Origin of the sequence: Lentzea sp. CA-135723 (assembly GCF_050936595.1) — a bacterium.
Taxonomy (GTDB): domain Bacteria; phylum Actinomycetota; class Actinomycetes; order Mycobacteriales; family Pseudonocardiaceae; genus Lentzea.
On the sequence record NZ_JBNJMK010000001.1, the window covers coordinates 1,737,124 to 1,756,299 of the forward strand.

20 protein-coding genes are annotated in these 19,176 nt (G+C 71.3%); 6 read left to right on the plus strand and 14 right to left on the minus strand.

The features are described from left to right. Positions 1-25: 25 nt before the first annotated feature. The 5 genes from ACQEU1_RS07465 to ACQEU1_RS07485 are packed head-to-tail and all read right to left on the minus strand — an operon-like array spanning position 26 to position 7,713. The gene (locus tag ACQEU1_RS07465) at positions 26-2,923 is read right to left on the minus strand and encodes a carbohydrate-binding protein (protein WP_433197642.1); all 2,898 of its coding nucleotides are present in this window, start codon (positions 2,921-2,923) and stop codon (positions 26-28) included. Between the two features lie 34 nt (positions 2,924-2,957). Then, a complete protein-coding gene (locus ACQEU1_RS07470; protein WP_433197644.1) occupies positions 2,958-3,818 on the minus strand; it encodes a carbohydrate ABC transporter permease in 861 nt (286 codons plus the stop codon). After that, positions 3,815-4,702 carry a carbohydrate ABC transporter permease gene (locus ACQEU1_RS07475; RefSeq protein ID WP_433197646.1) on the minus strand — a complete coding sequence of 296 codons (888 nt, stop codon included), beginning with the start codon at positions 4,700-4,702 and terminating at the stop codon, positions 3,815-3,817. The genes ACQEU1_RS07470 and ACQEU1_RS07475 overlap by 4 nt, the downstream gene beginning before the upstream one ends. 4 nt (positions 4,703-4,706) lie before the next feature. After that, positions 4,707-6,059 carry an ABC transporter substrate-binding protein gene (locus ACQEU1_RS07480; RefSeq protein ID WP_433197648.1) on the minus strand — a complete coding sequence of 451 codons (1,353 nt, stop codon included), beginning with the start codon at positions 6,057-6,059 and terminating at the stop codon, positions 4,707-4,709. A gap of 16 nt (positions 6,060-6,075) precedes the next feature. Then, entirely contained in the window at positions 6,076-7,713 is a 1,638-nt protein-coding gene (locus tag ACQEU1_RS07485; protein ID WP_433197650.1) for an alpha-amylase family glycosyl hydrolase, read from the minus strand. Positions 7,714-7,859: 146 nt separating this feature from the next. Between ACQEU1_RS07485 and ACQEU1_RS07490 the strand changes: the two genes are divergently transcribed. Continuing rightward, positions 7,860-8,879, plus strand: a complete 1,020-nt coding sequence (locus ACQEU1_RS07490) for a LacI family DNA-binding transcriptional regulator (RefSeq protein WP_433197652.1) — start codon at positions 7,860-7,862, stop codon at positions 8,877-8,879. On the opposite strand, the gene ACQEU1_RS07495 is transcribed toward ACQEU1_RS07490, so the two are convergent. Further along, complete coding sequence (locus ACQEU1_RS07495) at positions 8,859-9,089, minus strand: hypothetical protein (RefSeq protein WP_433197654.1); 231 nt, start codon at positions 9,087-9,089, stop codon at positions 8,859-8,861. The two genes, ACQEU1_RS07490 and ACQEU1_RS07495, sit on opposite strands and share 21 nt — an antisense overlap. A gap of 158 nt (positions 9,090-9,247) precedes the next feature. Between ACQEU1_RS07495 and ACQEU1_RS07500 the strand changes: the two genes are divergently transcribed. From ACQEU1_RS07500 to ACQEU1_RS07510, 3 genes are read left to right on the plus strand one after another with little or no spacing between them, the layout of a single operon-like run. Then, positions 9,248-10,045 carry an SDR family NAD(P)-dependent oxidoreductase gene (locus tag ACQEU1_RS07500; RefSeq protein WP_433197656.1) on the plus strand — a complete coding sequence of 266 codons (798 nt, stop codon included), beginning with the start codon at positions 9,248-9,250 and terminating at the stop codon, positions 10,043-10,045. Beyond that, positions 10,042-10,419 carry a PPOX class F420-dependent oxidoreductase gene (locus ACQEU1_RS07505; protein ID WP_433197658.1) on the plus strand — a complete coding sequence of 126 codons (378 nt, stop codon included), beginning with the start codon at positions 10,042-10,044 and terminating at the stop codon, positions 10,417-10,419. Before ACQEU1_RS07500 ends, ACQEU1_RS07505 begins: the two co-directional genes overlap by 4 nt. A gap of 37 nt (positions 10,420-10,456) precedes the next feature. Then, positions 10,457-11,209 carry an IclR family transcriptional regulator gene (locus tag ACQEU1_RS07510; protein ID WP_433197660.1) on the plus strand — a complete coding sequence of 251 codons (753 nt, stop codon included), beginning with the start codon at positions 10,457-10,459 and terminating at the stop codon, positions 11,207-11,209. Between the two features lie 52 nt (positions 11,210-11,261). Here the strand turns inward: ACQEU1_RS07510 and ACQEU1_RS07515 are convergent, their stop codons facing one another. Then, positions 11,262-11,555 carry a DUF4342 domain-containing protein gene (locus ACQEU1_RS07515; RefSeq protein ID WP_433197662.1) on the minus strand — a complete coding sequence of 98 codons (294 nt, stop codon included), beginning with the start codon at positions 11,553-11,555 and terminating at the stop codon, positions 11,262-11,264. 105 nt (positions 11,556-11,660) lie between these two features. Further along, entirely contained in the window at positions 11,661-12,434 is a 774-nt protein-coding gene (locus ACQEU1_RS07520) for a class I SAM-dependent methyltransferase (protein WP_433197664.1), read from the minus strand. Positions 12,435-12,476: 42 nt separating this feature from the next. Here ACQEU1_RS07520 and ACQEU1_RS07525 point away from each other — a divergent pair, with 42 nt between their 5' ends. Both ACQEU1_RS07525 and ACQEU1_RS07530 read left to right on the plus strand, forming a co-directional pair. Further along, positions 12,477-13,061 carry a TetR family transcriptional regulator gene (locus ACQEU1_RS07525; protein WP_433197666.1) on the plus strand — a complete coding sequence of 195 codons (585 nt, stop codon included), beginning with the start codon at positions 12,477-12,479 and terminating at the stop codon, positions 13,059-13,061. 29 nt (positions 13,062-13,090) lie between these two features. Continuing rightward, positions 13,091-13,516 carry a nitroreductase family deazaflavin-dependent oxidoreductase gene (locus tag ACQEU1_RS07530; RefSeq protein WP_433197668.1) on the plus strand — a complete coding sequence of 142 codons (426 nt, stop codon included), beginning with the start codon at positions 13,091-13,093 and terminating at the stop codon, positions 13,514-13,516. 1 nt (position 13,517) lies between these two features. Here ACQEU1_RS07530 and ACQEU1_RS07535 read toward each other — a convergent pair whose 3' ends face one another. Genes ACQEU1_RS07535 through ACQEU1_RS07560 form a run of 6 tightly spaced genes read right to left on the minus strand, consistent with a single transcriptional unit; the run spans position 13,518 to position 19,165 of the window. Beyond that, complete coding sequence (locus ACQEU1_RS07535; RefSeq protein WP_433197670.1) at positions 13,518-14,276, minus strand: DeoR/GlpR family DNA-binding transcription regulator; 759 nt, start codon at positions 14,274-14,276, stop codon at positions 13,518-13,520. A gap of 53 nt (positions 14,277-14,329) precedes the next feature. Then, on the minus strand, positions 14,330-15,250 hold the full coding sequence (locus ACQEU1_RS07540; RefSeq protein WP_433197672.1) for a carbohydrate kinase family protein: 921 nt from the start codon (positions 15,248-15,250) through the stop codon (positions 14,330-14,332). Further along, positions 15,250-16,536, minus strand: coding sequence for an alpha-glucosidase/alpha-galactosidase (locus tag ACQEU1_RS07545; RefSeq protein WP_433197674.1), 1,287 nt, complete (start codon positions 16,534-16,536; stop codon positions 15,250-15,252). The genes ACQEU1_RS07540 and ACQEU1_RS07545 overlap by 1 nt, the downstream gene beginning before the upstream one ends. Before the next feature lie 3 nt (positions 16,537-16,539). After that, a complete protein-coding gene (locus tag ACQEU1_RS07550; RefSeq protein WP_433197676.1) occupies positions 16,540-17,361 on the minus strand; it encodes a class II fructose-bisphosphate aldolase in 822 nt (273 codons plus the stop codon). A gap of 14 nt (positions 17,362-17,375) precedes the next feature. Then, positions 17,376-18,266, minus strand: a complete 891-nt coding sequence (locus ACQEU1_RS07555) for a 1-phosphofructokinase family hexose kinase (protein ID WP_433197678.1) — start codon at positions 18,264-18,266, stop codon at positions 17,376-17,378. Then, positions 18,263-19,165, minus strand: a complete 903-nt coding sequence (locus ACQEU1_RS07560) for an SIS domain-containing protein (RefSeq protein ID WP_433197680.1) — start codon at positions 19,163-19,165, stop codon at positions 18,263-18,265. The genes ACQEU1_RS07555 and ACQEU1_RS07560 overlap by 4 nt, the downstream gene beginning before the upstream one ends. Positions 19,166-19,176: the final 11 nt, after the last annotated feature.

Sequence of the window (19,176 nt, forward strand, 5' to 3'; positions counted from 1 at the left end):
CCCACGCGAGTGGGCCCCAGCCGCTCTACCAGCCGGAGTTACCGGTCCCCCGCTGGATCGTGTAGCGGTTCTCGTCGTTGGCCATGCCCTGGCTGCCGGTTCCCTTGACGCCGCCGACCGTCACCCGGTCGAAGCGCCCGGTGCCGGACACCAGGTTGAAGTGCAGGCCGTGCGAGCCCGCGTTGGACACCGCCACGCCCTTGTCGTCGGTGAACGCGTCGGTCGCGCCGCCCGTCCCGGTGATCCGCACGTCGGCCACCGTCAGGTTGGTGATCGCCTTGTTCCAGCTGAACAGGATCCCGTGATAGCTCGCATCGACGATGTCCAGGTCCTTCAGCACCAACGCTCCGGTGATGTCGGACTTCTCCGCGAACACCCAGACCGCGCCGGTGTGCGTGTTCCAGTCCCAGTTGCGAGTACCCGCCCGCGTGAACGTGGTGCGCTGCACGGAGGTCGTGCCCCCGAACGGTTTGGCGTCGTGCCAGCTCGACACCATCACACCGGAGCCGTTGAAGACCGTGTCGGAGATGAGCGAGTCCTCGACGCGGTTGTCGGTGCCGCCGTAGATCGCGGCGCCGTTCGCGAGGATCGGCAGCGCGATGGTGTTGAACGCGAACACGCTGCGGGAGACGGCGTTGTTCGGGTTCCACGACCACATGGCCATGCCGTCGTCGCCGGTGTTGCGGAACGTGCTCTGCTCCACGCGGACGTTGGTGGTGGGGCCGTTGTTGCCGTTGATGTTCAGGCCGTCCGCCATGGTGTTGCGCACGCGCAGGGCCGCCGCGTAGAAGCCGTCACCCTGCTTGAGCCACAGGCCGGTCTTGGCGTGGTTGGTGGCCACGTTGAAGACCGTTGCGCCCGAACCGTTCTCGACCTCGATGAACGAGTCGGAGTTCGGGGCGTCGTCGGGGTCCCGGGTGGTGACGTCGCCGTCGAAGGTGAGGTCGGCGATGGTGGCGGCACCGGTGATGGCGAAGCCGCCGCGCCGGGAGGCGCCGTTGAGGACCGTGTGCCAGATGCCGGCGCCACGGACGTCCACGCCGCTGACGTTCACGATGCTGTTGAGGTTGTAGGAACCTGCGGGCAGCCACACGCCCTTGGCCGTGGTCCCCTGTGCCGCCGTGATGGCCGCACGGATGCCCGCGCTGTCGTCGGCGCCGTCGCCGGGGTTCGCGCCGTGCGTGCGGACGTCCACGTACCCCGCCGGTGCGGTGGTCGCGGTGGCGATCTCCGCGTCCAGCAGGTCCACGGTGATGTACGCGGACGCGGTCGTCTCCTTGGCCAGGCGGATCACCGTGCCGGCCGGGTAGGTCTGCGGGAGCAGGACGCGGGCGTCGTCGAAGTAGCGGTGTGGACGGGCGCCGCCTGGGCCTTCCGCGAACGGGTAGGCGCCGTACATCCAGCTGTACTTCGAGGTCAGCGCCAGGTCGGCGACCTTCGTGGCGCCCGCGTACACGGCGAGCGGCGCGGTGGTGCCGTCCGGAACGCTCGCGCGGACCGTGAGGGCGTTGGCGGGCTTGGTCAGGGTGATCTGGACGTGCTGGCCGGTGCCGGTGAGCTTGACGGCACCGCGGCCGGAGGCTTCGGCGGCCTCGGCGGTGTAGGTGCGGGTCGGGGTCAGCTCGGTGCCGGTGGTGGTGCCGGACTCGGCTTCGTAGGTGGTGAACGGGACGGTGGCGCCTCGGGCGTTGAGGGCGGCCGAGCCGGTGACGGCGATGTTGTCGAGGACGGCGCCCGTCGCGTTCTGGTAGCCGATGAGGTTCACGCCCGCGCGCAGCACGGCGGTGTGCGTGACGGTGCGCCAGCCGCTGCCGCCGGACAGGGAGAGCTGGGTGCCCTTCATGCCGTTGACGTAGCTGGTCACTGTGCCGGCGGACCCCGTGTAGCGCAAGGTGATCGTCGCGGTGCCGGCCGCCGTCTGGTTGATCGTCCTGATCACGCGGGCGGAGGTGGCCGGGAGGGACACCGCCGAGGACCCGGTGGCACCCGCCGGCGCGGTCGTGACGGCGCCGCCGCCGAGGAAGCCGGTCTCCAGTTCGATCGTGCCCTCGGGGGTGGTGGTCTCCGGGGTGAGCGCGATGTTGTCGAGGTTGACGTTGCCGTTGTCGTTGGCGCCGAAGGACACCACGACGGTGTTGGCTCCCGCGACGGAGGCCACCGAGACGCTCGTGGTGGCCCATTCGGCCCAGGAGGCGGTCGCGGGCAGCGAGACCTGTTGTGCGGTCCCGTTCGCGGTCACCGTCATGGTGCGGGAGGTGCCGGTTCCGTTGGCGTAGCGCAGGGTCAGGCTGGACCGGCCCGCCGTGCCCGTGACGGAGAACGTCGCCGCGGCGCCCCGGTTCGCGTCCACGAAACCGCCGACGTAGCCCGAGCCGGTGTACCCGGCGTGTTCGGACTCCACCCGTGCACCGCCGGAGAGCACGGCGGACTCGGCCTCGCCCGCGGTCAGCGCGACGGGCTCGACCGACAGGGAGTCGATGTTGACGTTGCCGTTGTCGGCGCTGCCGTACGACACCGCGAGGGTGTTGGCACCGCCGTTGAGCGTGATGTTCTGGGTGGCGCTCCCCCACGACGCCCAGCCCGCGGTGGCCGGGAGCGAGACCTGGCGGGCGGAGCCGTTGACGGAGAGCGTGACGGTGCGGGTCGAGCCGGTTCCGTTGGCGTAGCGCAGGACCAGCTGGTTCGAGCCCGCCGTCGCACCGCTCGTGGTGACGGTGAGGGCGGCGCCGCGGTTGGTGTCCACGAAGCCGCCGACGTAACCGGAGCCGGTGTACCCGGCGTGCTCGGTCTCGGCACGGGCGCCGCCCGACAACGCGGCGGACTCGGCCTGGTAGACGGTGGGGGCGGCCGACACCGTTGGTGTGACGGCGATTCCGCCGACGACTAAGACGGCCACCAGGGCCGCGCGGATCTTCGACAACATCGTTGTTGTTCTCCTGGGACTGGGGACAGGGGGCCTAGCCTTTGACCGCGCCTTCGAGCGCGCCGCTGTTCAGGAACAGCCGTTGGAACACCAGGAACAGCGCCACCGGGATCACCGACGAGATGGCGAGCGCGGCGAGGAACACGTCGAGCTCGACGTAGCGCTGCAACGCGGGCAGCCGCACGGACAGCGGCTGCACCACCGGGTCGGGCAGCACCAGCAACGGCCAGAGGAAGTCCTTCCAGCTGGCCACCACCGCGAACACCGACACCACGCCCAGGATCGGGCGGGACAGCGGCAGCACCACCGACCAGAACACCCGCACGGGACCGGCGCCGTCGACCCTGGCGGCCTCCAGCACCTCGCGGGGCAGGTTCGCGAAGAACCGTTGCACCAGCACGACGTTGAACGCGCTGGCACCGGCGGGCAGCCACACCGCCCAGAACGTGTTGATCATCCCGGCGCGCACGACCGTCAGGTACAGCGGCACCAGCAGCACGATCGCCGGGACGAACAGCGTGCCGAGCACGATCGCCGTGATCAACGGCCCGTAACGGGGCCGCAGCACCGCCAGCGCGTACCCGGCCGTGGTGGCGACGACGAGCTGCACGAGCCACGAGCCGGCGGCGATCACCACGGTGTTGAGGAAGTACCTGTCGATCTCCACCCGCGTCCACGCCGTGACGAGGTTCGTGAGGTCGAGACCGGCCGGGAAGAACGCGAGCGGCGTGCGCAACGTGTCCTGAGTCGGCGTGATCGCGGCCTTGGCCAGCCACAGCATCGGCCCGAGCCCGGTCAGCAGCAACGCTCCGAGCAGCACCGACTGCACGACGCGCAGTGCTGCTCTGATCGTCGGCGTCTTGCGTTCCGACGGCGAGATCAGCCCGCGCTTCACGACACGCTCCAGGACTTCGTGATCCGCAGGTAGAGCGCAGAGAGCACGGCCAGCACGGCGGCGAGCATGATGCTCAACGCGGTCGCGGCGCCGTAGTCACCGCCGAGGCTGCTGGCGAACGCGTAGTCGTAGATCAGCAGGAGCACCGTCATCGTCGAGTTGGCCGGACCGCCGCCGGTGAACAGGAACGGTTCGAGGAACACCTGCGCGGTCCCGATGATCTGCAGGATGAACGTCACCAGCAGCACTCCCCGCAACCGCGGCAACGTGACGTGCCAGATCTTGCGCCAGATCCCGGCCCCGTCGATCTCGGCGGCCTCGTACTGGTCGGCGGGCACGCCGGCGAGCGCGGCGAGGTAGATGATCACCGTGCCGCCGGCCGCCGCCCACGTTGCCTCGAGCACCAGCGCGGGCATGGCGCTGCCGGGGTTCTGCAGCCACTGCCACGGCCCGAGCCCGACCCACCCGAGCACGGTGTTGAACACCCCGGACGGACTGGCGTCGTAGAAGAACTTCCACAGCAGCACCGCCACCACCGGAGGCACCACGACGGGCAGGTAGGCCAACGCGCTGAACAACCCTCTGCGCGCCCGCACCTCGCTGATCAGCACGGCGGCGACGAGCGGGATCGGATAGCCGAACAGCAGTGCCAGCACCGCGAACCACACCGTGTTGGTGACCGCTGTCCACAGGAGAGGGTCGTTCAACACCTGGGCGAAGTTGTCCAGGCCGACGAACTCGACCGGCCCGACCAGGTTCGTCCGCTGGAAGCTCATCATCACCGACTGCACGATCGGCGCCCACGAGAACACCCCGAACACCAGCAGCAACGGCAGCAGGAACAGCAGCGTGGTCAGCCCACCGCGACGGACCCACGTGACCACCTGGTCAGCCCCGGCCGATCGTGGCCTGCGCGTCGGCGTCGGCCGTCTTCAGCAGCGCGGCGATGTCGGCGTCCCGTTCGGTCAGCAGCTTCTGCACCGTCGTGTCCAGGATCTTGTAGACCTCCTGGGTCGACCTGGTCGGCTCGGTGACGAGCGGCTGGCCGAACATCGCGTCGGTGTAGGGCTTCATCTGCTGCAACGGCACGTTCACGTACTGCTTGACCCACTCCTGCTGCTTGTCGTAGGTCGCGCGGTCCACCACCGGCAGCGCGGGCACGCCCACGGGCTGCTTGGTGTCGGCGAGCGTCTTCGCGTCGGCGGTGGCGGCGTCCTGGTTCGTCAGCTTGCCCATGTAGTAGAAGTCGATCCACTTCACGGCGGCGTCCTTGGCCTTCTCGCCCGCGTTCGAGCTGACGACGGCGAGCGTGCCGCCACCGAGCACCCCGGCGTCGGGCTTGTCCGCGAGGGGGAGCGCGGCCACGCCGTAGTCGGCGGGCTTGAGCCCGTTCTGGGTCACCAGGTTGCCGTAGTTGCCACCGCCCGACACGTACATGCCGATGCGGCCCGCGGCGAAGTCCTGGTTGATGCCGGCCCAGTCGTAGAGGAAGTTGGCGCCCATCGAGTTGTCTTCCCACCGCATGGCGCGCAGGGCCTTGAGGACCTCGGCCATCTCCGGCGTGTCCACTGTGGATTCCGCGGTGTCACCGCTGATCTTCTCGGTGCGGCCGCCGAACGCGTAGTCCAGCGTGGTGAGGATCCAGCCGCCGGTGTTGCCCTGGGTCATCTGGGCGTAGCCGGCCTGGCCGGTCCGGTCGGCGATCTGCTTGGCGGCGGTGCGCACCTCGGCCCACGTCGTCGGCGGCTTGTCCGGGTCGAGCGCGGCCTGGGTGAACAGCGTGCGGTTGTAGTGCAACGCCTGGCCGTAGGCCGCGATCGGGACGGCCCACTGCTTGCCGTCCGACGACTGGCCGGCCTTGGCGACGGTCGGGTTGAGCGCCTTCGCGTACGGCAGCGTCGACACCTGAGTGCTGATGTCGGCGATCTGCCGGCGTTCGATGAGGCCCCGTCCGTCGGTGAACGGCACGGTGAGCACGTCCGGCGCGGTGCCGCCCGCGAGCTGGGCGGTGAACGTCGCCGCCGTCCAGGTGTACTCCTGCGGCTTGACGTCCACGTCCGGGTTGGCCTGCTCGAACTGGGCGACGCGGGCGTTGAACGCCTCGATCGCCTTGGCCTCCAGGCCCGCGTCCATGGCGACGGTGAGGACGACCTTGCCGTCGGCGTTCAGCTCGTCGTCGCCGGTGGAGCAGGCGGCGAGGGTCAGCGCGAGGGCGATGAGTGTCAGGCGGTGGGACTTCATTGTCTCTCCTGGGGACTTACGCGCGGAACCATGCGGCGGCGTCGGCGGGCAGGTGAAGCGGAGTGGAGGTCGGCGGGGTGGAGGTGAGCGGACCGTTCACGGCCATCCCCTCCAACGGCGCGCTGGCGAGCAGGACCTCCCGGTGTGCGGGCAGCGGGAGCGGCTCGGGCCCGAAGTTGACCACGCACACCACGTCACCGCGGCGGAAGGCGATCGCGTCCGGCCCCAGGTCCACCCACTCGAACGACTCCCCGCGCAGCCCCTCCTCGGCCCGCCGCACCCCCAGCGCGGCCCGGTAGAGCGCGAGCATCGAGTCCGGGTCGTCCTGCTGCGCCTCGACCGACCGGCTCCCCCACCCGGCAGGCTGCGGCAGCCACGTCGGCGCACCGTCCTCGGGCCCGAAGCCGTACGACCGGCCGTCCCGCGTCCACGGCAACGGCACCCGGCACCCGTCCCGGCCGGGGTCGACACCGCCGGACCGGAAGTGCATCGGGTCTTGCAGCACGTCCAGCGGCAGGTCCTCGACCTCGGGCAAGCCCAGCTCGTCGCCCTGGTAGAGGTAGAGCGCACCGGGCAGCGCCGCCGTCAGCAACGCCGCCGCCCGCGCCCGCCGCTCCCCCAGCCCCAGGTCGGTGGGCTCGCCGAACCTCTTGGCCAGGAAGGAGAACGACGTCTCGGCGCGCCCGTACCTGGTGACGGGCCTGGTCACGTCGTGGTTGGACAGCACCCACGTGGCGGGCGCGCCGACCGGGGCGTGGGCGTCCAAAGTGGACGCGATCGAGTCGCGCAGCTCCTTGGCGTCCCACGGGCGGCCCATGAAGTCGAAGTTGAACGCGGAGTGCATCTCGTCGGGGCGCAGGTAGCGGGCGAAGCGCTTCTGGTCGTCCAGCCACACCTCGCCGACGAGCACGCGCGGTTCGGCGTAGGAGTCGGCGACGGCGCGCCAGGCCCGGTAGATGTCGTGCAGCTCGTCGCGGTCGATGAACGGGTGCTCGCCGTCGGCGTGCGTCTCCGGCACCTCGGGCAGCGCGGGGTCCTTGACCGGCATGGACGCCGAGTCGACGCGGATGCCGGCGACGCCCCTGTCGAACCAGAAGCGCAGCACGTCCTCGTGCTCGCGGCGCACGTCGGGGTGGTTCCAGTTGAGGTCGGGCTGCTCCGGCGCGAACAGGTGCAGGTACCACTGGCCGTCGGCGACCTGGGTCCAGGTGCCGCCCGCGAAGCTGGAGCGCCAGTTCGTCGGCGCGGCATCACCGTCGCGGAACCAGAAGCGCTCGCGTTCCGGCGAACCGGGCCCGGCGGCCAGCGCGGCCTGGAACCAGGCGTGCTCGCTCGACACGTGGTTCGGCACCACGTCCACGATCGTGCGGATGCCGAGCGCGGCGGCGTCGGCGATGAGCGCCTCGGCGTCGGCGAGCGTGCCGAAGGCGGGGTCGATGGCGCGGTAGTCGGCCACGTCGTAGCCGCCGTCGGCCATCGGCGAGAGGTACCAGGGCGTGAACCAGATGGCGTCCACGCCGAGGTCGCGCAGGTGACCGAGCCTTCCTCGCACGCCGGCGAGGTCGCCGACCCCGTCACCGCTCGCGTCGGCGAAGCTGCGCGGATAGATCTGGTAGATGACCGCGGTGCGCCACCAGGGCGGGTCCGTCGTCACGGCTGCGAATCCCCTCTTTCGATTTGAGGCGCGCAACACCGCGCCGATCATCGCTGATCAGAGTAGGTATAGCGCTAAATCATCGTGGTGTGGAAAGCTAGCCTGCGGCACGGAAGGTGTCAACGACGGAATCGGAGGGGCAGCACTTGCGGGTCACCTTGAAGGACATCGCCGAAGCGGCCGGCGTCAGCGTGATGACGGTGTCCAACGTGATCAACGGCAAGAGCGCGCGCGTCTCGGCCGACACCGTCGAACGGGTGCGGCGGATCATCGACGAACGCGGCTACGTCCCCAGCGCGTCGGCCCGCAGCCTCGCCGCGAACCAGTCCCGCCTGGTGGGCCTGCTGGTCCCGGCGGCCAGCGAGGACAGCCTCGCCATCAGCCCGCACAACATCGCGATCATCGGCCAGATAGAGCGCCGCCTCCGCAAACGCGGCTACCACCTGCTGCTGCGCGGCGTCGCCGACACGTCCGAGATCGGCGAGGCACTCCGCTCCTGGAGCCTCGACGGCGCCGTGCTGCTGGGCTTCCTCGACGAGGAGATCGCCGACCTGCGCCGCCAGGTCACCGGCACCACCCCGGTCCTCGCGATCGACAGCTACGCCCCCAACCCGCTCACCACGGGCGTGCGGTCCGACGACTTCACCGGCGCCCGCCTGGCCGCCGCACACCTGCTGTCCCTCGGCCACCGCAGAATCGTCTTCGCCGGCCCGTCCTTCACCGACGTGGGCGTCGTCCACGAACGCTTCCTGGGCTTCCGGAAGGCCTTCGAGGAAGCCGGTCTGTCCACTGAGAACTGTCCCGTGGAGACGCTGAACACCACGCACGACAACGGCGTGGCCCTCGGCAAGCGCTGGTCCGAGACCCACCCGGACGCCACGGCCGTGTTCGCCACCGCCGACATCCTCGCGATCGGCATCATCGAGGGCATGCTCCAGGCCGGCGTCAGCGTGCCGGACCAGGTGTCCGTGGTCGGCTTCGACGACCTCGACCTCAGCGCGTACATCACGCCGAAGCTGACGACCATCGCCCAGGACATCGTCGGCAAGGCCACCCACGCCGTGGACCGCCTGCTGGCCCTCATCGACGGCGGCGACCGCCCCACCGACCCCCTGGTACTGGACGTCCGCCTGGTCGAACGAGGCTCAACGGCCCCCGCGCGCTGACCGCCGCCGGTCCCACCACAACGCACCGGGAGGAACCCGGCCGCCTGCGCGGCGCAACGGGTCGGCGGCCGGATGCGCGGCGGGGTCCAGCCCGACGGCGCTCAACTGGCTGTCCTGGTCCACCAGCCCCAGCACGCCCAGCCCGAAGGCGACCACCCCGGCCACGGCCACGGTCCAGTCGGCGGCGCGGTACTCCAGCAACGGTCTCATGTGGACGCACGCTAGCCACGCTTTCCGGTGCCCTCAAAGAATTGTCGTCCCGTGAACGCCCGCACCGACTCGCTGTCACGATGTGACCCGGTGAAGGCTCGCCGATCACGATGTGATCGAACTTTGACAGGCCCTTGGCACGCCCGTTCACTCGCGCCATGACCTGGGAACCACCCGATCTGGGCGGCCGCACCTACGCCGTCACCGGTGGCAACGCCGGCATCGGACGCTTCATCGTGCGCCGGCTCGCCGAAGCCGGAGCCGACGTGCTCGTCCTCTGCCGCGACGCCGGGAATGCGGCGATCCGGCTGGACCTCGCGGACCTGGACTCCGTCACCGCCGCCGCGACCGAGCTGTCCGCGCTCCCCCGCCTGGACGGCCTGGTCCTGAACGCGGGCACCAACGCCGGAAAGCTTCGGCTGTCCACCAGGCAGGGGTTCGAGCTCGCCATGGGCACCAACCACCTCGGCCACTTCGCGCTCACAGCGTTGACGATGCCGGTGCTCACCGCGACTCCTGGCAGCCGCGTGGTGTCGATCGGCAGCATCATGACCAGGGCGTTCGCCTACGACCCCGACCAGCGGACCTATTCGCCGCAGAAGGCCTACGCGCAGTCGAAGCACGCCGTGCTGCTGTTCGCGTTCGAACTCGACCGGCGCCTGCGAGCATCGGGGGCGGACGTGCGGTCGCTGGCCGCGCACCCCGGCCTGGCGGTCGAGGGCACGCCCCTGCCGTGGCCGATCCAGAACAAGGACCGGGGCGCCCTGCTCGCCGTCCGCGCAGCGAGCGACCCCGACGCCCAAAGCTGTTACGGCCCGAAGTTCGGCACTGCGGGCACTCCCGTCCCCGTCCGTCCTCCGCGGGTCAGCAAGCACCCCGGCCACGCCGAACGGCTCTGGACGTGGTCCGAGCAGCAGACCGGCGTCACCTTCGACCTCCCGGCAGGCACCCCATGACCGCGCTCGGCACCATCGCGAAGAGCAGCACCGTCAGCCTCACCACCTTCCGCCGGGACGGCACACCCGTCGCGACCCCTGTCGGCGGCGTGGTCGACGACGGCAAGCTGTACGTCCTCAGCTACGCCAACACGGGCAAGCTCAAGCGACTGCGCACCAACTCACGCGTGGTCGTCGCGCCGTGCGACTCGGCCGGACGGATCCCGGCAGGCGCGCAGCACCTCGACGGCACCGGCCGGATCCTGGACCGCGACGAGACCGAGCGGGCCTACCGGCTGATGGCACGCAGGACGCCGCTCGCCCGGCTCGCCAGGGCCTGGTACGCCCTGCGCCGCAAGAAGGATCCGTGGGTCGGTGTCGAGGTGACGTTCTGAGGTCGCACGCACGAGGTCACCCGGCCAGAATCGGCGCGTGGCGGAGAAGCGCGTGACCGACGAGCCCGCGGTGAGCGGCACCCAGAGCGTGTTCCGGGCCCTGTCGATCCTGCACGCCTTCACCGCCGAGCGGCCCACGCTCACCGGGCCCGAGGTCGCCGACCTGTTCGGCTACTCCCTGCCCACGGCGTACCGGCTGCTGCGCGCGTTGGAGGCGGAGAACTTCCTCGTCTTCCACCGCACGACCCGTGCCTACGGGCCCGGCCCGGAGATCCTCCGGCTGGCGGGGGTGATGCTGCACCGCGACGCCCTCGTCGCCCAGACGCAGACCAGTCTCATCCGGCTGCGCGCGCTCACCGGTGAGACCGTCGCGATCTACTGGCGCCTCGGCAACCGGTGCACCTGTACGCAGGAGATGCCGCGCCCCGACAGCGTCGAGGCGGGCATCGGCACCGACTTCCCGCTCACTCAAAGCGCCGTGGGCAAGGCGCTGCTGCTGCACCTGGCGGACGACGAGGTCCGCGCTCTGCTCGACGATCCGGAGGTGCCCGCGCCGCCCGGCGGTGCCGACGCGTTGCTCGCCGACCTGCGGGCCAGCCGGGTGCGCGGGTACGCGGTCAGCGCCGGGGAGATCGCCGCGCCCATGCCGTGGGCAGGTGACGGGCTCGCGGCCTACAGCGTCAGCGCGCCCGAGGCGCGGTTCGGGCGGCGGGAACGGGAGGTGGCGGGGCGCACGCTCGTCGACGAGATGACGCGGCTCCGCGCGATCCTGCACGACCAGGTGCCCTGAGACATCGCCGCGGCCGGAGGGTCGTCCCTCCGGCCGCGGCGGTTCAGCACACTCAGATGCGCTCGGACTCCACGGTGGTCGCCGGCGGCTGCGCGGCGGGCTGCTCGCGGTTCTCCAGCTTGATGCCGCACTTGCTCACCAGTGCGACACCGGCACCGATCGTCGTGGCCACCGGGGCGGCCAGCGCCGCCACGACGCCGAGAGCCACCGGCACCTCCAGAACCACGTCGTCCTTGCTGTCCCGCACGACCACGCGGCGGTTGATGCCCTCGCTGACCAGGCCGCGAACGGCGTCGACCACCGAGTCGACGGCGGATCGGGCGGACTCGGGCTTGGGTTCGGTCATGACTCTCCTAGCACTGCGGGTTTCCCTGACAACTACAGAGTGCCCGCATCCGGTCACGATGCCATCAGGGTTTCCCCTGACGATCGCCTGATATCCCCCTCAGCCTCAGGTCTGGTTGCCCGAACGGACAGCCGTGAGCCCCCACGTCGCGTACCGCAGCGTCACCGTGTCGCCGGTCACAGCGCCCACGGCCGTGAGCAACGAGTCCACATCAGACGGTGCCAGCGTGGTGAGGCCGCCGGAGGTCGGGATGAGGTCGAGCAGTTCGGCACGGGTGTAGGCGCGGTCCCAGTCTTGCCGCCAGATCTGGGGCTCCTCGAACCCGCCCGCCGCGCGGATTCCGTCGGCAGCCCGGATGTAGAGCCCCTCGTACGCGTCCAACATGGACGTTCGGGGCACCATCGGCGAGTCCGGCAGAAGCCGGCGGAACTCCGCGGCCAGCGCCGAAGCGACCGCGGCGGGCAGTTCGTAGACGTGCCCGAACGGGGACAGCACACCTCCCGGGCGCAAGACCTGGGCGGCCTTCCGCGCGCCCGCGACCGGGTCGATCCAGTGCCAGGCCGTCCCGGAGACGACGGCGTCGAAGACACGCCCCGCCGGTTCCCACTCCTCGAACGTCGCCACCTCGACGGCGACGCCGGTGCCCGCCGCGAACTCGGCCATCCGCCGGTCCGGCTCGACGCCGAGGACCGTGCGGCCCCGTTCCAGCAGCTGGCGGGCGACGATGCCGGTCCCGCACCCGACGTCGAGGACGTCCTGGCCGGTCAGCCGGTCGAGCACCGCGTCCGGGTAGGCGGCACGGGTGCGGTCGTAGCGGGCGGGGTCGGTGCCGAACGACTCCGCCACCGCGCGGTGGCTGTGCGGCGGTAAAGTGACCATGCGCCCACTCTAGTGGGCAAGCGCCCACTAGAGGAGACCGAAGTGCCCACCGGGGTGGCGTTGCGCGACGCGCGCCAGCAGCTGTTCGACGCGGCCGCTCGGGTCCTGCTCAGGGACGGCGCGAGCGAGCTGACCAGCAGGTCCGTCACGACCGAGGCGGGCGTGGCCAAGGGCGTCCTGCACCGGCACTTCACCGACTTCGACGGTTTTCTCACCGAGCTGGTCCTCGACCGGATCTCCCAGGTCAGCGCCCAGTCCGCCGAGCTGCAGCACGCCGCGGGGTCCGGCACGGTCGCGGACAACCTCACGAATGCCCTGATCAGAGGCTTCGACCCGGTGATGGTGGCGATCATCGTCCTGGTCATCGCCCGCGACGGGCTGCGCCGCCGGCTGCGGGAGGCCGGTACCTCCCGGCTGCCGCTGGTCGGCGAGGCCACCGCCCTGGTCGCGGACTACCTGAGGGCCGAGCAGCACGCGGGCCGGATCGCCCAGGACGCCGACATCGGCGCCCTCGCGCCCACGCTGATCGGCGCCGCGCACCTGCGGTTCACCGAGTCGAGTGATGTCACGGCGGACGAGGTGCGGAAAGTCGTCACGACCGTGTTGGCGGGCGTCGTCCGGGAATGAGACCGGGACCCGAGACGTTGATCACCGACATGGCAGACGTAGAGCTCAGCCCGACCGAGTGGGTCCACGACCAGACCAAGACGATCCTGGAGACCGGGACGACCGAGGGTGTGAAGGTCCTCGGGCGGCCGATCGTGCTCCTGACCGTGCGCGGCGCGAAGAGCGGCAAGCTCCGCTACACGCCGGTCATGCGCGTCGAGCACGACGGGAGCTACGCGGTCGTGGCGTCCAAGGGCGGCGCGGCGGAGCACCCGACCTGGTACCACAACATCAAGGCGCACCCGGAGATCGTGCTGCAGGACGGCGCCGACCCGAAGGACTTCACCGCCCGCGAGGTCGACGGTGACGAGCGCGCCGCGTGGTGGGAACGGGCCGTGGCGGCGTTCCCGAACTACGCCGAGTACCAGACGAAGACCGAGCGCCAGATCCCGGTGTTCGTGCTCGACCCGAAGTAGTTCAGGCGACGACGACCTCGACGCCCGCCGCGCGCAGCCGGTCCAGCTCCTCGGCGTTCGCCGAGGAGTCGGTGATCAGCACGTGCACGTCGGCGATGGCGGCGATGCGGGAGAAGGCCCGCTTGCCCACCTTGGAGCCGTCCGCGAGCACGACCACGCGGGCGGCGGTGCGCAGCAGGCAGTTGTCCGTCTGGGCCTCGACCTCGTCGTGCGTGGTGATGCCGGCGCGGGCGTCGATGCCGTCGACGCCCAGGAACACCACGTCCAGACTGATGCCCGCGAGGGCTCGGTCGGCGATCGGGCCGACCAGCTCGTAGCTCTCCGGCCGCACGCCGCCACCCGTCACGACCAGGTCGATCGTGGGGCGGGAGCACAGGTCCGAGGCGATGTTCAGCGCGTTCGTGACGACCTTCAACGACCTGGTGGTCGCGAGCAGGCGAGCGAGCTCCGTGGTCGTGGTGCCGCCGTTGAGCCCGACGGAGTGCACGGCCTCGGTCACGAACCGAGCGGCCGCGCCGGCGATCTGCCGCTTCTCCTCCTGCTGACCGACCCGGTAGCGCAGCGGCAGCTCGTAGATGACCTCGACGGCCACCGCGCCGCCGTGGGTCCGCTTGAGCAGCTTCTGCTCCTCCAACGCCTGGAGGTCGCGGCGGATCGAGGCGACCGAGGTGTCCAGGGTCTCGGCGAGGCCGGTGACGGTGACCGAGCCCGTGTCCGCGAGCTGGCCCAGGATGGCGGCAAGCCGCTGCTCTTGACGCATCCGATCACTATAACGCACGAATGTTGCTCGCTTTGCGGCAACTTGCGACCTAATCACGCATCCTGCCTGCGCGTTATGTCGACCTGACGCGCCAGCGCCGAGGCTTCGGCCCACGTCGGCTGGCTCGCCGTACCGCCGGCTCCGCGCGTCGACAACGCGCCCGCCGCCGCGCCCAGGGCCAGTGCGGAGGCGAGGTCCCAGTCACGCAACCACCCCGCCAGGAAGCCCGCGTCGAACGAGTCCCCGGCGCCGACCGTGTCGACCGGCTCCAGCACGGGCGGGCGCGCGGTGATCCGTTCGCCGCCGAACAGCGCCTCGCACCCGTCCCCGCCGTTCTTGACGACCGGGATCGCGCCCACGTCGGCGAACGCGGCCAACGGGTCCTCGGCCCTGGTCAACGCCACCGCCTCGGCCCGGTTGGGCAGCACGAAGGTGCAGTGGCGCCACAGCTCCGGCTGCACCCTCCAGGCACCTGACGGGTCGTCGTTGGTGTCGAGCGACGTGCTCCCCGAGGCCCGGCGGAACACCTCCGGCAGCCCGGCGGCGAGGCGCGGCTGGAGGAAGTACGACGCCGCGTGCACGTGCCGCGCCTCGACGTCGGGCACGTGCTCCGGCCCGAACTCCGCCAGACATCCGGTGGCCGTCAGGATCGCGCGATCGCCTCCAAACTGGTTGAGGCACACGGTCAGCGCCGTGGGCAACGACTCGTGCCGGACGCACGCGCTGACGTCCACGCCAGCGGACTTCAGCTCGTCCAGCACGAAGTCTCCTGCCGCGTCCCTCCCGACCATCGCGGCCAGCCCGACCCGCAGACCCAGCCGCGCGGCACCGTGCGCGACGATCGCCGCCGACCCGCCGAGCGCCAGCACCCCTTGCTCCACCAGCGTTTCCGCCTGCCCGTAGGCAGGGACAGGCGGCGCACCGAAGACCAGCACGTCCGGGTTCGCGTCCCCGACGACGAGGAGGTCCAGCATCACGCACTCCGCAACGCGACCGGCAGCAGGTCGCCGTGCGCGGCCGTCATCGCCGCCACGAGGTCGTCGATCTGCCCGGCGGTCAACGCGGCCGCGGTCGCCGGATCGCACAACGCCGCGTGCCGGACGTGCGCGGGATCGCCCTCGACGGCAGCGGCCACGGTCAGGTCGACCACGTTGAGGAAGCTGCGGTTCACCGCCGCCAACTGCCGCGGCAGCAAGCCCACGTGGTGCGGGTGCACGCCCAGCCGGTCGAGCGTGGCGGGCACCTCCACGGCCGCGCCGGCGGGCAGGTTGGTGATCAGCCCGTCGTTCGCGACGTTGACCTGGATCGTCCGCCGCTGCCCGGTCACGAGGCTGTGGATCACCTGCGGCGCGTACTCGACGGCGTCGTCCGTCAGCGGAGGCGGCGGATCACCGGCGGCCAACGCGTCCCGCGTCTTCTCGTACGTGGCAACGTTCTCCGCGCTGATCGTCGCGTAGTCGCGGACCGGAATCCGCAGTCGCTCCACTTCGGACTGATGCCTCAGGTACCACGGCACGTACTCGGACGAGTGCTCGCTCGTCTCCGTCGGGTAGTAGCCGAGCCTGCGGTACATGTCGACGCGCACGCGCCGGGCCAGCTCGGGATCGGCGGCGATCGCGGCGTCCAGCGCCGGGTACAGGTCACGGCCCTCGTGCTGCCACCGCAGGATCCACGCCTGGTGGTTCACCCCGGCGGAGAGGAAGTCGACCTCCTCGTGCGGCACCCCGACGAGCGCGCTGAGGTCGTGGATCGTCCAGTGCACCGAGTGGCACAGGCCCGCGACCTTCAGCCGCGGCGCGACGGTCGCCAGGTACTGGATGTTCATCGCCATCGGGTTGGTGTAGTTGAGCAGCCACGCGCCGGGGCACACGGCGAGCACGTCCGCCGCCAGCCCGTCCAGGAACGGGAACGTGCGCAGCCCCCGGAAGATCCCGCCGATGCCGAGCGTGTCGCCGATGGTCTGCCGCAGCCCGAACGACTCCGGCACGTCGAAGTCCGTCAACGTCGCCCGATGCCCGCCGATCGCGACCATGTTGACGACGACGTCCGCGCCCTCCAACGCCTCCCGCCGCTCCAGCGAGCCGCGGACGTTCGAGGCCCCTGCCAGCCGGGCCAGCTGCTCGGCGACCTCCAGCCGTTCGGAGTCGATGTCGTGCAACGAGATCGTGCAGCCGGCCAGCTCGGGGAACGACAGGATGTCCCGCAGCAGCTGGCGGGTGAACTCGACGGAACCCGCGCCCACGAACGCGATGGTGAACATTGATCAGCCTTCCAGTACCCGGATGAGCCGAGCGACCTCGGCGGACATGGCCTCACGACCGGCGCCGAGGTAGCGCCGGGGGTCGACGAGCGACGGGTGGTCGTCGAGCACGGTCCGCACGCTCGCGGTGAAGTGCTTGTTGAGCTGCGTGGCAATGTTGATCTTCCGCATCCCCGCCCGCACGGCCGCCGCCAGACTCTCGTCCGCCACCCCGGACGATCCGTGCAGCACCAACGGCACCGGCACCGCCTTGTGCAGCAACGAGATCAGCTCGAAGTCCAGCTCGGCGTCGCGGGTGAGCATCGCGTGCGACGACCCGACCGCCACCGCGAGCAGATCCACCCCGGTGGCCACCACGTACGCCGCCGCGGCCCGCGGATCGGTGCGCACGCCCGGCGCGTGCACCCCGTCCTTGCCGCCGATCTCCCCGAGCTCGGCCTCGACCGCCACCCCGTCCGCGTGACACTCCCGCACGACCGACGCCGTGCGCGCGACGTTCTCCTCGTGCGGCAACGCGGAGGCGTCGAACATGACCGACCCGAACCCGAGCCGCACCGCCTCCCGCACCAGGTCCTCGGACGTCGCGTGGTCGAGGTGCACGGCGATCGGCGTGCGCGCGGCCGCGGCGACGGAGAGCGCGGCGACCCCGATCGGCTTGAGAGATCCGTGGTAGCGCACGGCGTTCTCGCTGATCTGCAGCACCACCGCCGCACCTGTCTGTTCGGCGGCGGCGGCGATGGCCTCGGCGTGCTCGACCTGGATCACGTTGAACGCGGGCACCGGCGCGGGCCCGTCGATGATCTCGCGAAGCTGGATCAACGGCATGGTGGTGGTCCCCGTCAGAGTCGTCTGGGCACGATGGCGGCCCGGTGCTGGTCGTAGAAGGAGCGGTCGAAGTCGCCGGCGAGCGGGGCGCGCACGGCCGCGGCGGACAGCGCCACCGCCTCGGCGAGCCGCTGTGGCCAGGGCAGGTGCCAGGCGGCGACGAGGGCGGCGACGGCGGCGTCCCCGGCGCCGGTGGGGTTGCCGGAGAGGACCTCGGGCGGGGCCGCGGTCCAGGTGCCGTCAGGGGTGTAGGCGGTCATGCCCTGGGCGCCGTCGGACACGAGTGCGGCTTCGGCCCCGAGAGTCAGCACGCTGTCCGAGTCGGGTTCGCGCCGGCCGGACGCGATGGCGGCGGCGAGCTCCTCTCGGTTCGGCGTGATCACCGCCGGGCCCGCCGCCGCTCCCGCCGCCAGCGCCGGTCCGTCCGCGTCCAGCACCACCGGCACCCGCGAGGCCCGCACGAGCGTCGCGTAAGCGTCACCCGGCACCCCGAGCGGCAACGAGCCGGACAACACCACGACGTCGGCGTCCGCCTCCGCGAAGTGCCGCACGAACCCGTCCCACTCGGTCGCGGTGACCACCGGTCCCGGCTCGGCGAACAACGTCGCCTGACCCGTCCCCACCACGGTCACCGTCCGCCGCGTCTCCCCCGCGACCGGGAACATCGCCTGCGCCACCCCGGCCCGGGCCAGGTCATCGCACAGCAGCGCACCCGCCGCGCCACCCGCGAACCCGGAGGCCACCACGGACACCCCGAGCCCGTGCAGCACCCGAGCCACGTTCACGCCCTTGCCGCCCGCCCGCACCGCGACGTCGGAAACCCGATGCGTGGCACCGGGTTCCAGCGCCTCGACGCGGTACGTGACGTCCAGCGCCGCGTTCAACGTGACCGTCAAAACCCTCACGGCGCGCCGTCAAGGATCACCGAGCGGGTGAGGTTGCGCGGCGCGTCGGGGTCGAGCCCGCGCACCACAGCGACCTCCACGGCCAGCCGGTGCACCGCGACGAGCTCCGCCAGCGGGTCGCGGTCACGCGCGATCCACCGCCCGCCAGCGGCGGCCACGTCGAGGTCCAGCCCGGCCGGCGGCGTGCCGAACGACCACACCAGCGACCCCTCGTCGGTGATCGCGATCGGCCCGTGCCGGTACTCGGCGGCCGGGTACGACTCGGCCCACGACAGCGACGCCTCGCGCATCTTCAACGCGGCCTCGGCAGCGAGTCCGGTGGTCCACGGCGCACCCCCGAGGAACGTGAACTGGTTGCGTTCCACGAGGTCGGCGCCCAGAGGCTCGGCCAGGGCCTGCTCGGCGTCGAGCACCGCGCGCTCCAGCCGTTCGCCGAGGTGGGCGCGCAGCAGCACGAGGGCGGTCGTGGCGAACCGGGTCTGCACGACCGAGCGTTCGTCGGCGAACTCCAACGCCACCACGTGGTCCACCAGCGAGGTGACCGGCGTGCCGGGCGTCCCGACGATCGCCGTGGTGGGCACCCCCGAAAGCCGCCGCACCACGTCGATGACCTCGGTCGTCGTGCCTGACCGCGTCAACGCCACGACCCGGTCGTAGCCGCGGCCGAACGGGAACTCCGAGGCGGCGAAGGCGTCCGTCTCGCCCAGGCCCGCGTCCTCGCGCAGCCGGGCGTAGGCCTGAGCCATGAACCACGACGTGCCGCACCCGACCACGGCGACGCGTTCGCCCGGCGACGGCAGCGCGGCCACGGTGTCCGGGTCGGCGGCCAGTGCGATCGCCCGGCGCCAGCACGCGGGCTGGGACGCGATCTCCTCGGTGGTGTGCAGCTGAGTGTGCATGGCGGATTCCT

Excerpts from the sequence above, each read along its gene's own strand:
- ACQEU1_RS07530 (WP_433197668.1), top strand. The coding sequence starts at position 13,091 with ATGGCAGACGTAGAGCTCAGCCCGACCGAGTGGGTCCACGACCAGACC.
- ACQEU1_RS07545 (WP_433197674.1), bottom strand. The coding sequence starts at position 16,536 with ATGTTCACCATCGCGTTCGTGGGCGCGGGTTCCGTCGAGTTCACCCGC.
- ACQEU1_RS07480 (WP_433197648.1), bottom strand. The coding sequence starts at position 6,059 with ATGAAGTCCCACCGCCTGACACTCATCGCCCTCGCGCTGACCCTCGCC.
- ACQEU1_RS07560 (WP_433197680.1), bottom strand. The coding sequence starts at position 19,165 with ATGCACACTCAGCTGCACACCACCGAGGAGATCGCGTCCCAGCCCGCG.
- ACQEU1_RS07515 (WP_433197662.1), bottom strand. The coding sequence starts at position 11,555 with ATGACCGAACCCAAGCCCGAGTCCGCCCGATCCGCCGTCGACTCGGTG.
- ACQEU1_RS07550 (WP_433197676.1), bottom strand. The coding sequence starts at position 17,361 with ATGCCGTTGATCCAGCTTCGCGAGATCATCGACGGGCCCGCGCCGGTG.
- ACQEU1_RS07520 (WP_433197664.1), bottom strand. The coding sequence starts at position 12,434 with ATGGTCACTTTACCGCCGCACAGCCACCGCGCGGTGGCGGAGTCGTTC.
- ACQEU1_RS07540 (WP_433197672.1), bottom strand. The coding sequence starts at position 15,250 with ATGCTGGACCTCCTCGTCGTCGGGGACGCGAACCCGGACGTGCTGGTC.
- ACQEU1_RS07465 (WP_433197642.1), bottom strand. The coding sequence starts at position 2,923 with ATGTTGTCGAAGATCCGCGCGGCCCTGGTGGCCGTCTTAGTCGTCGGC.
- ACQEU1_RS07535 (WP_433197670.1), bottom strand. The coding sequence starts at position 14,276 with ATGCGTCAAGAGCAGCGGCTTGCCGCCATCCTGGGCCAGCTCGCGGAC.
- ACQEU1_RS07500 (WP_433197656.1), top strand. The coding sequence starts at position 9,248 with ATGACCTGGGAACCACCCGATCTGGGCGGCCGCACCTACGCCGTCACC.
- ACQEU1_RS07505 (WP_433197658.1), top strand. The coding sequence starts at position 10,042 with ATGACCGCGCTCGGCACCATCGCGAAGAGCAGCACCGTCAGCCTCACC.
- ACQEU1_RS07495 (WP_433197654.1), bottom strand. The coding sequence starts at position 9,089 with ATGAGACCGTTGCTGGAGTACCGCGCCGCCGACTGGACCGTGGCCGTG.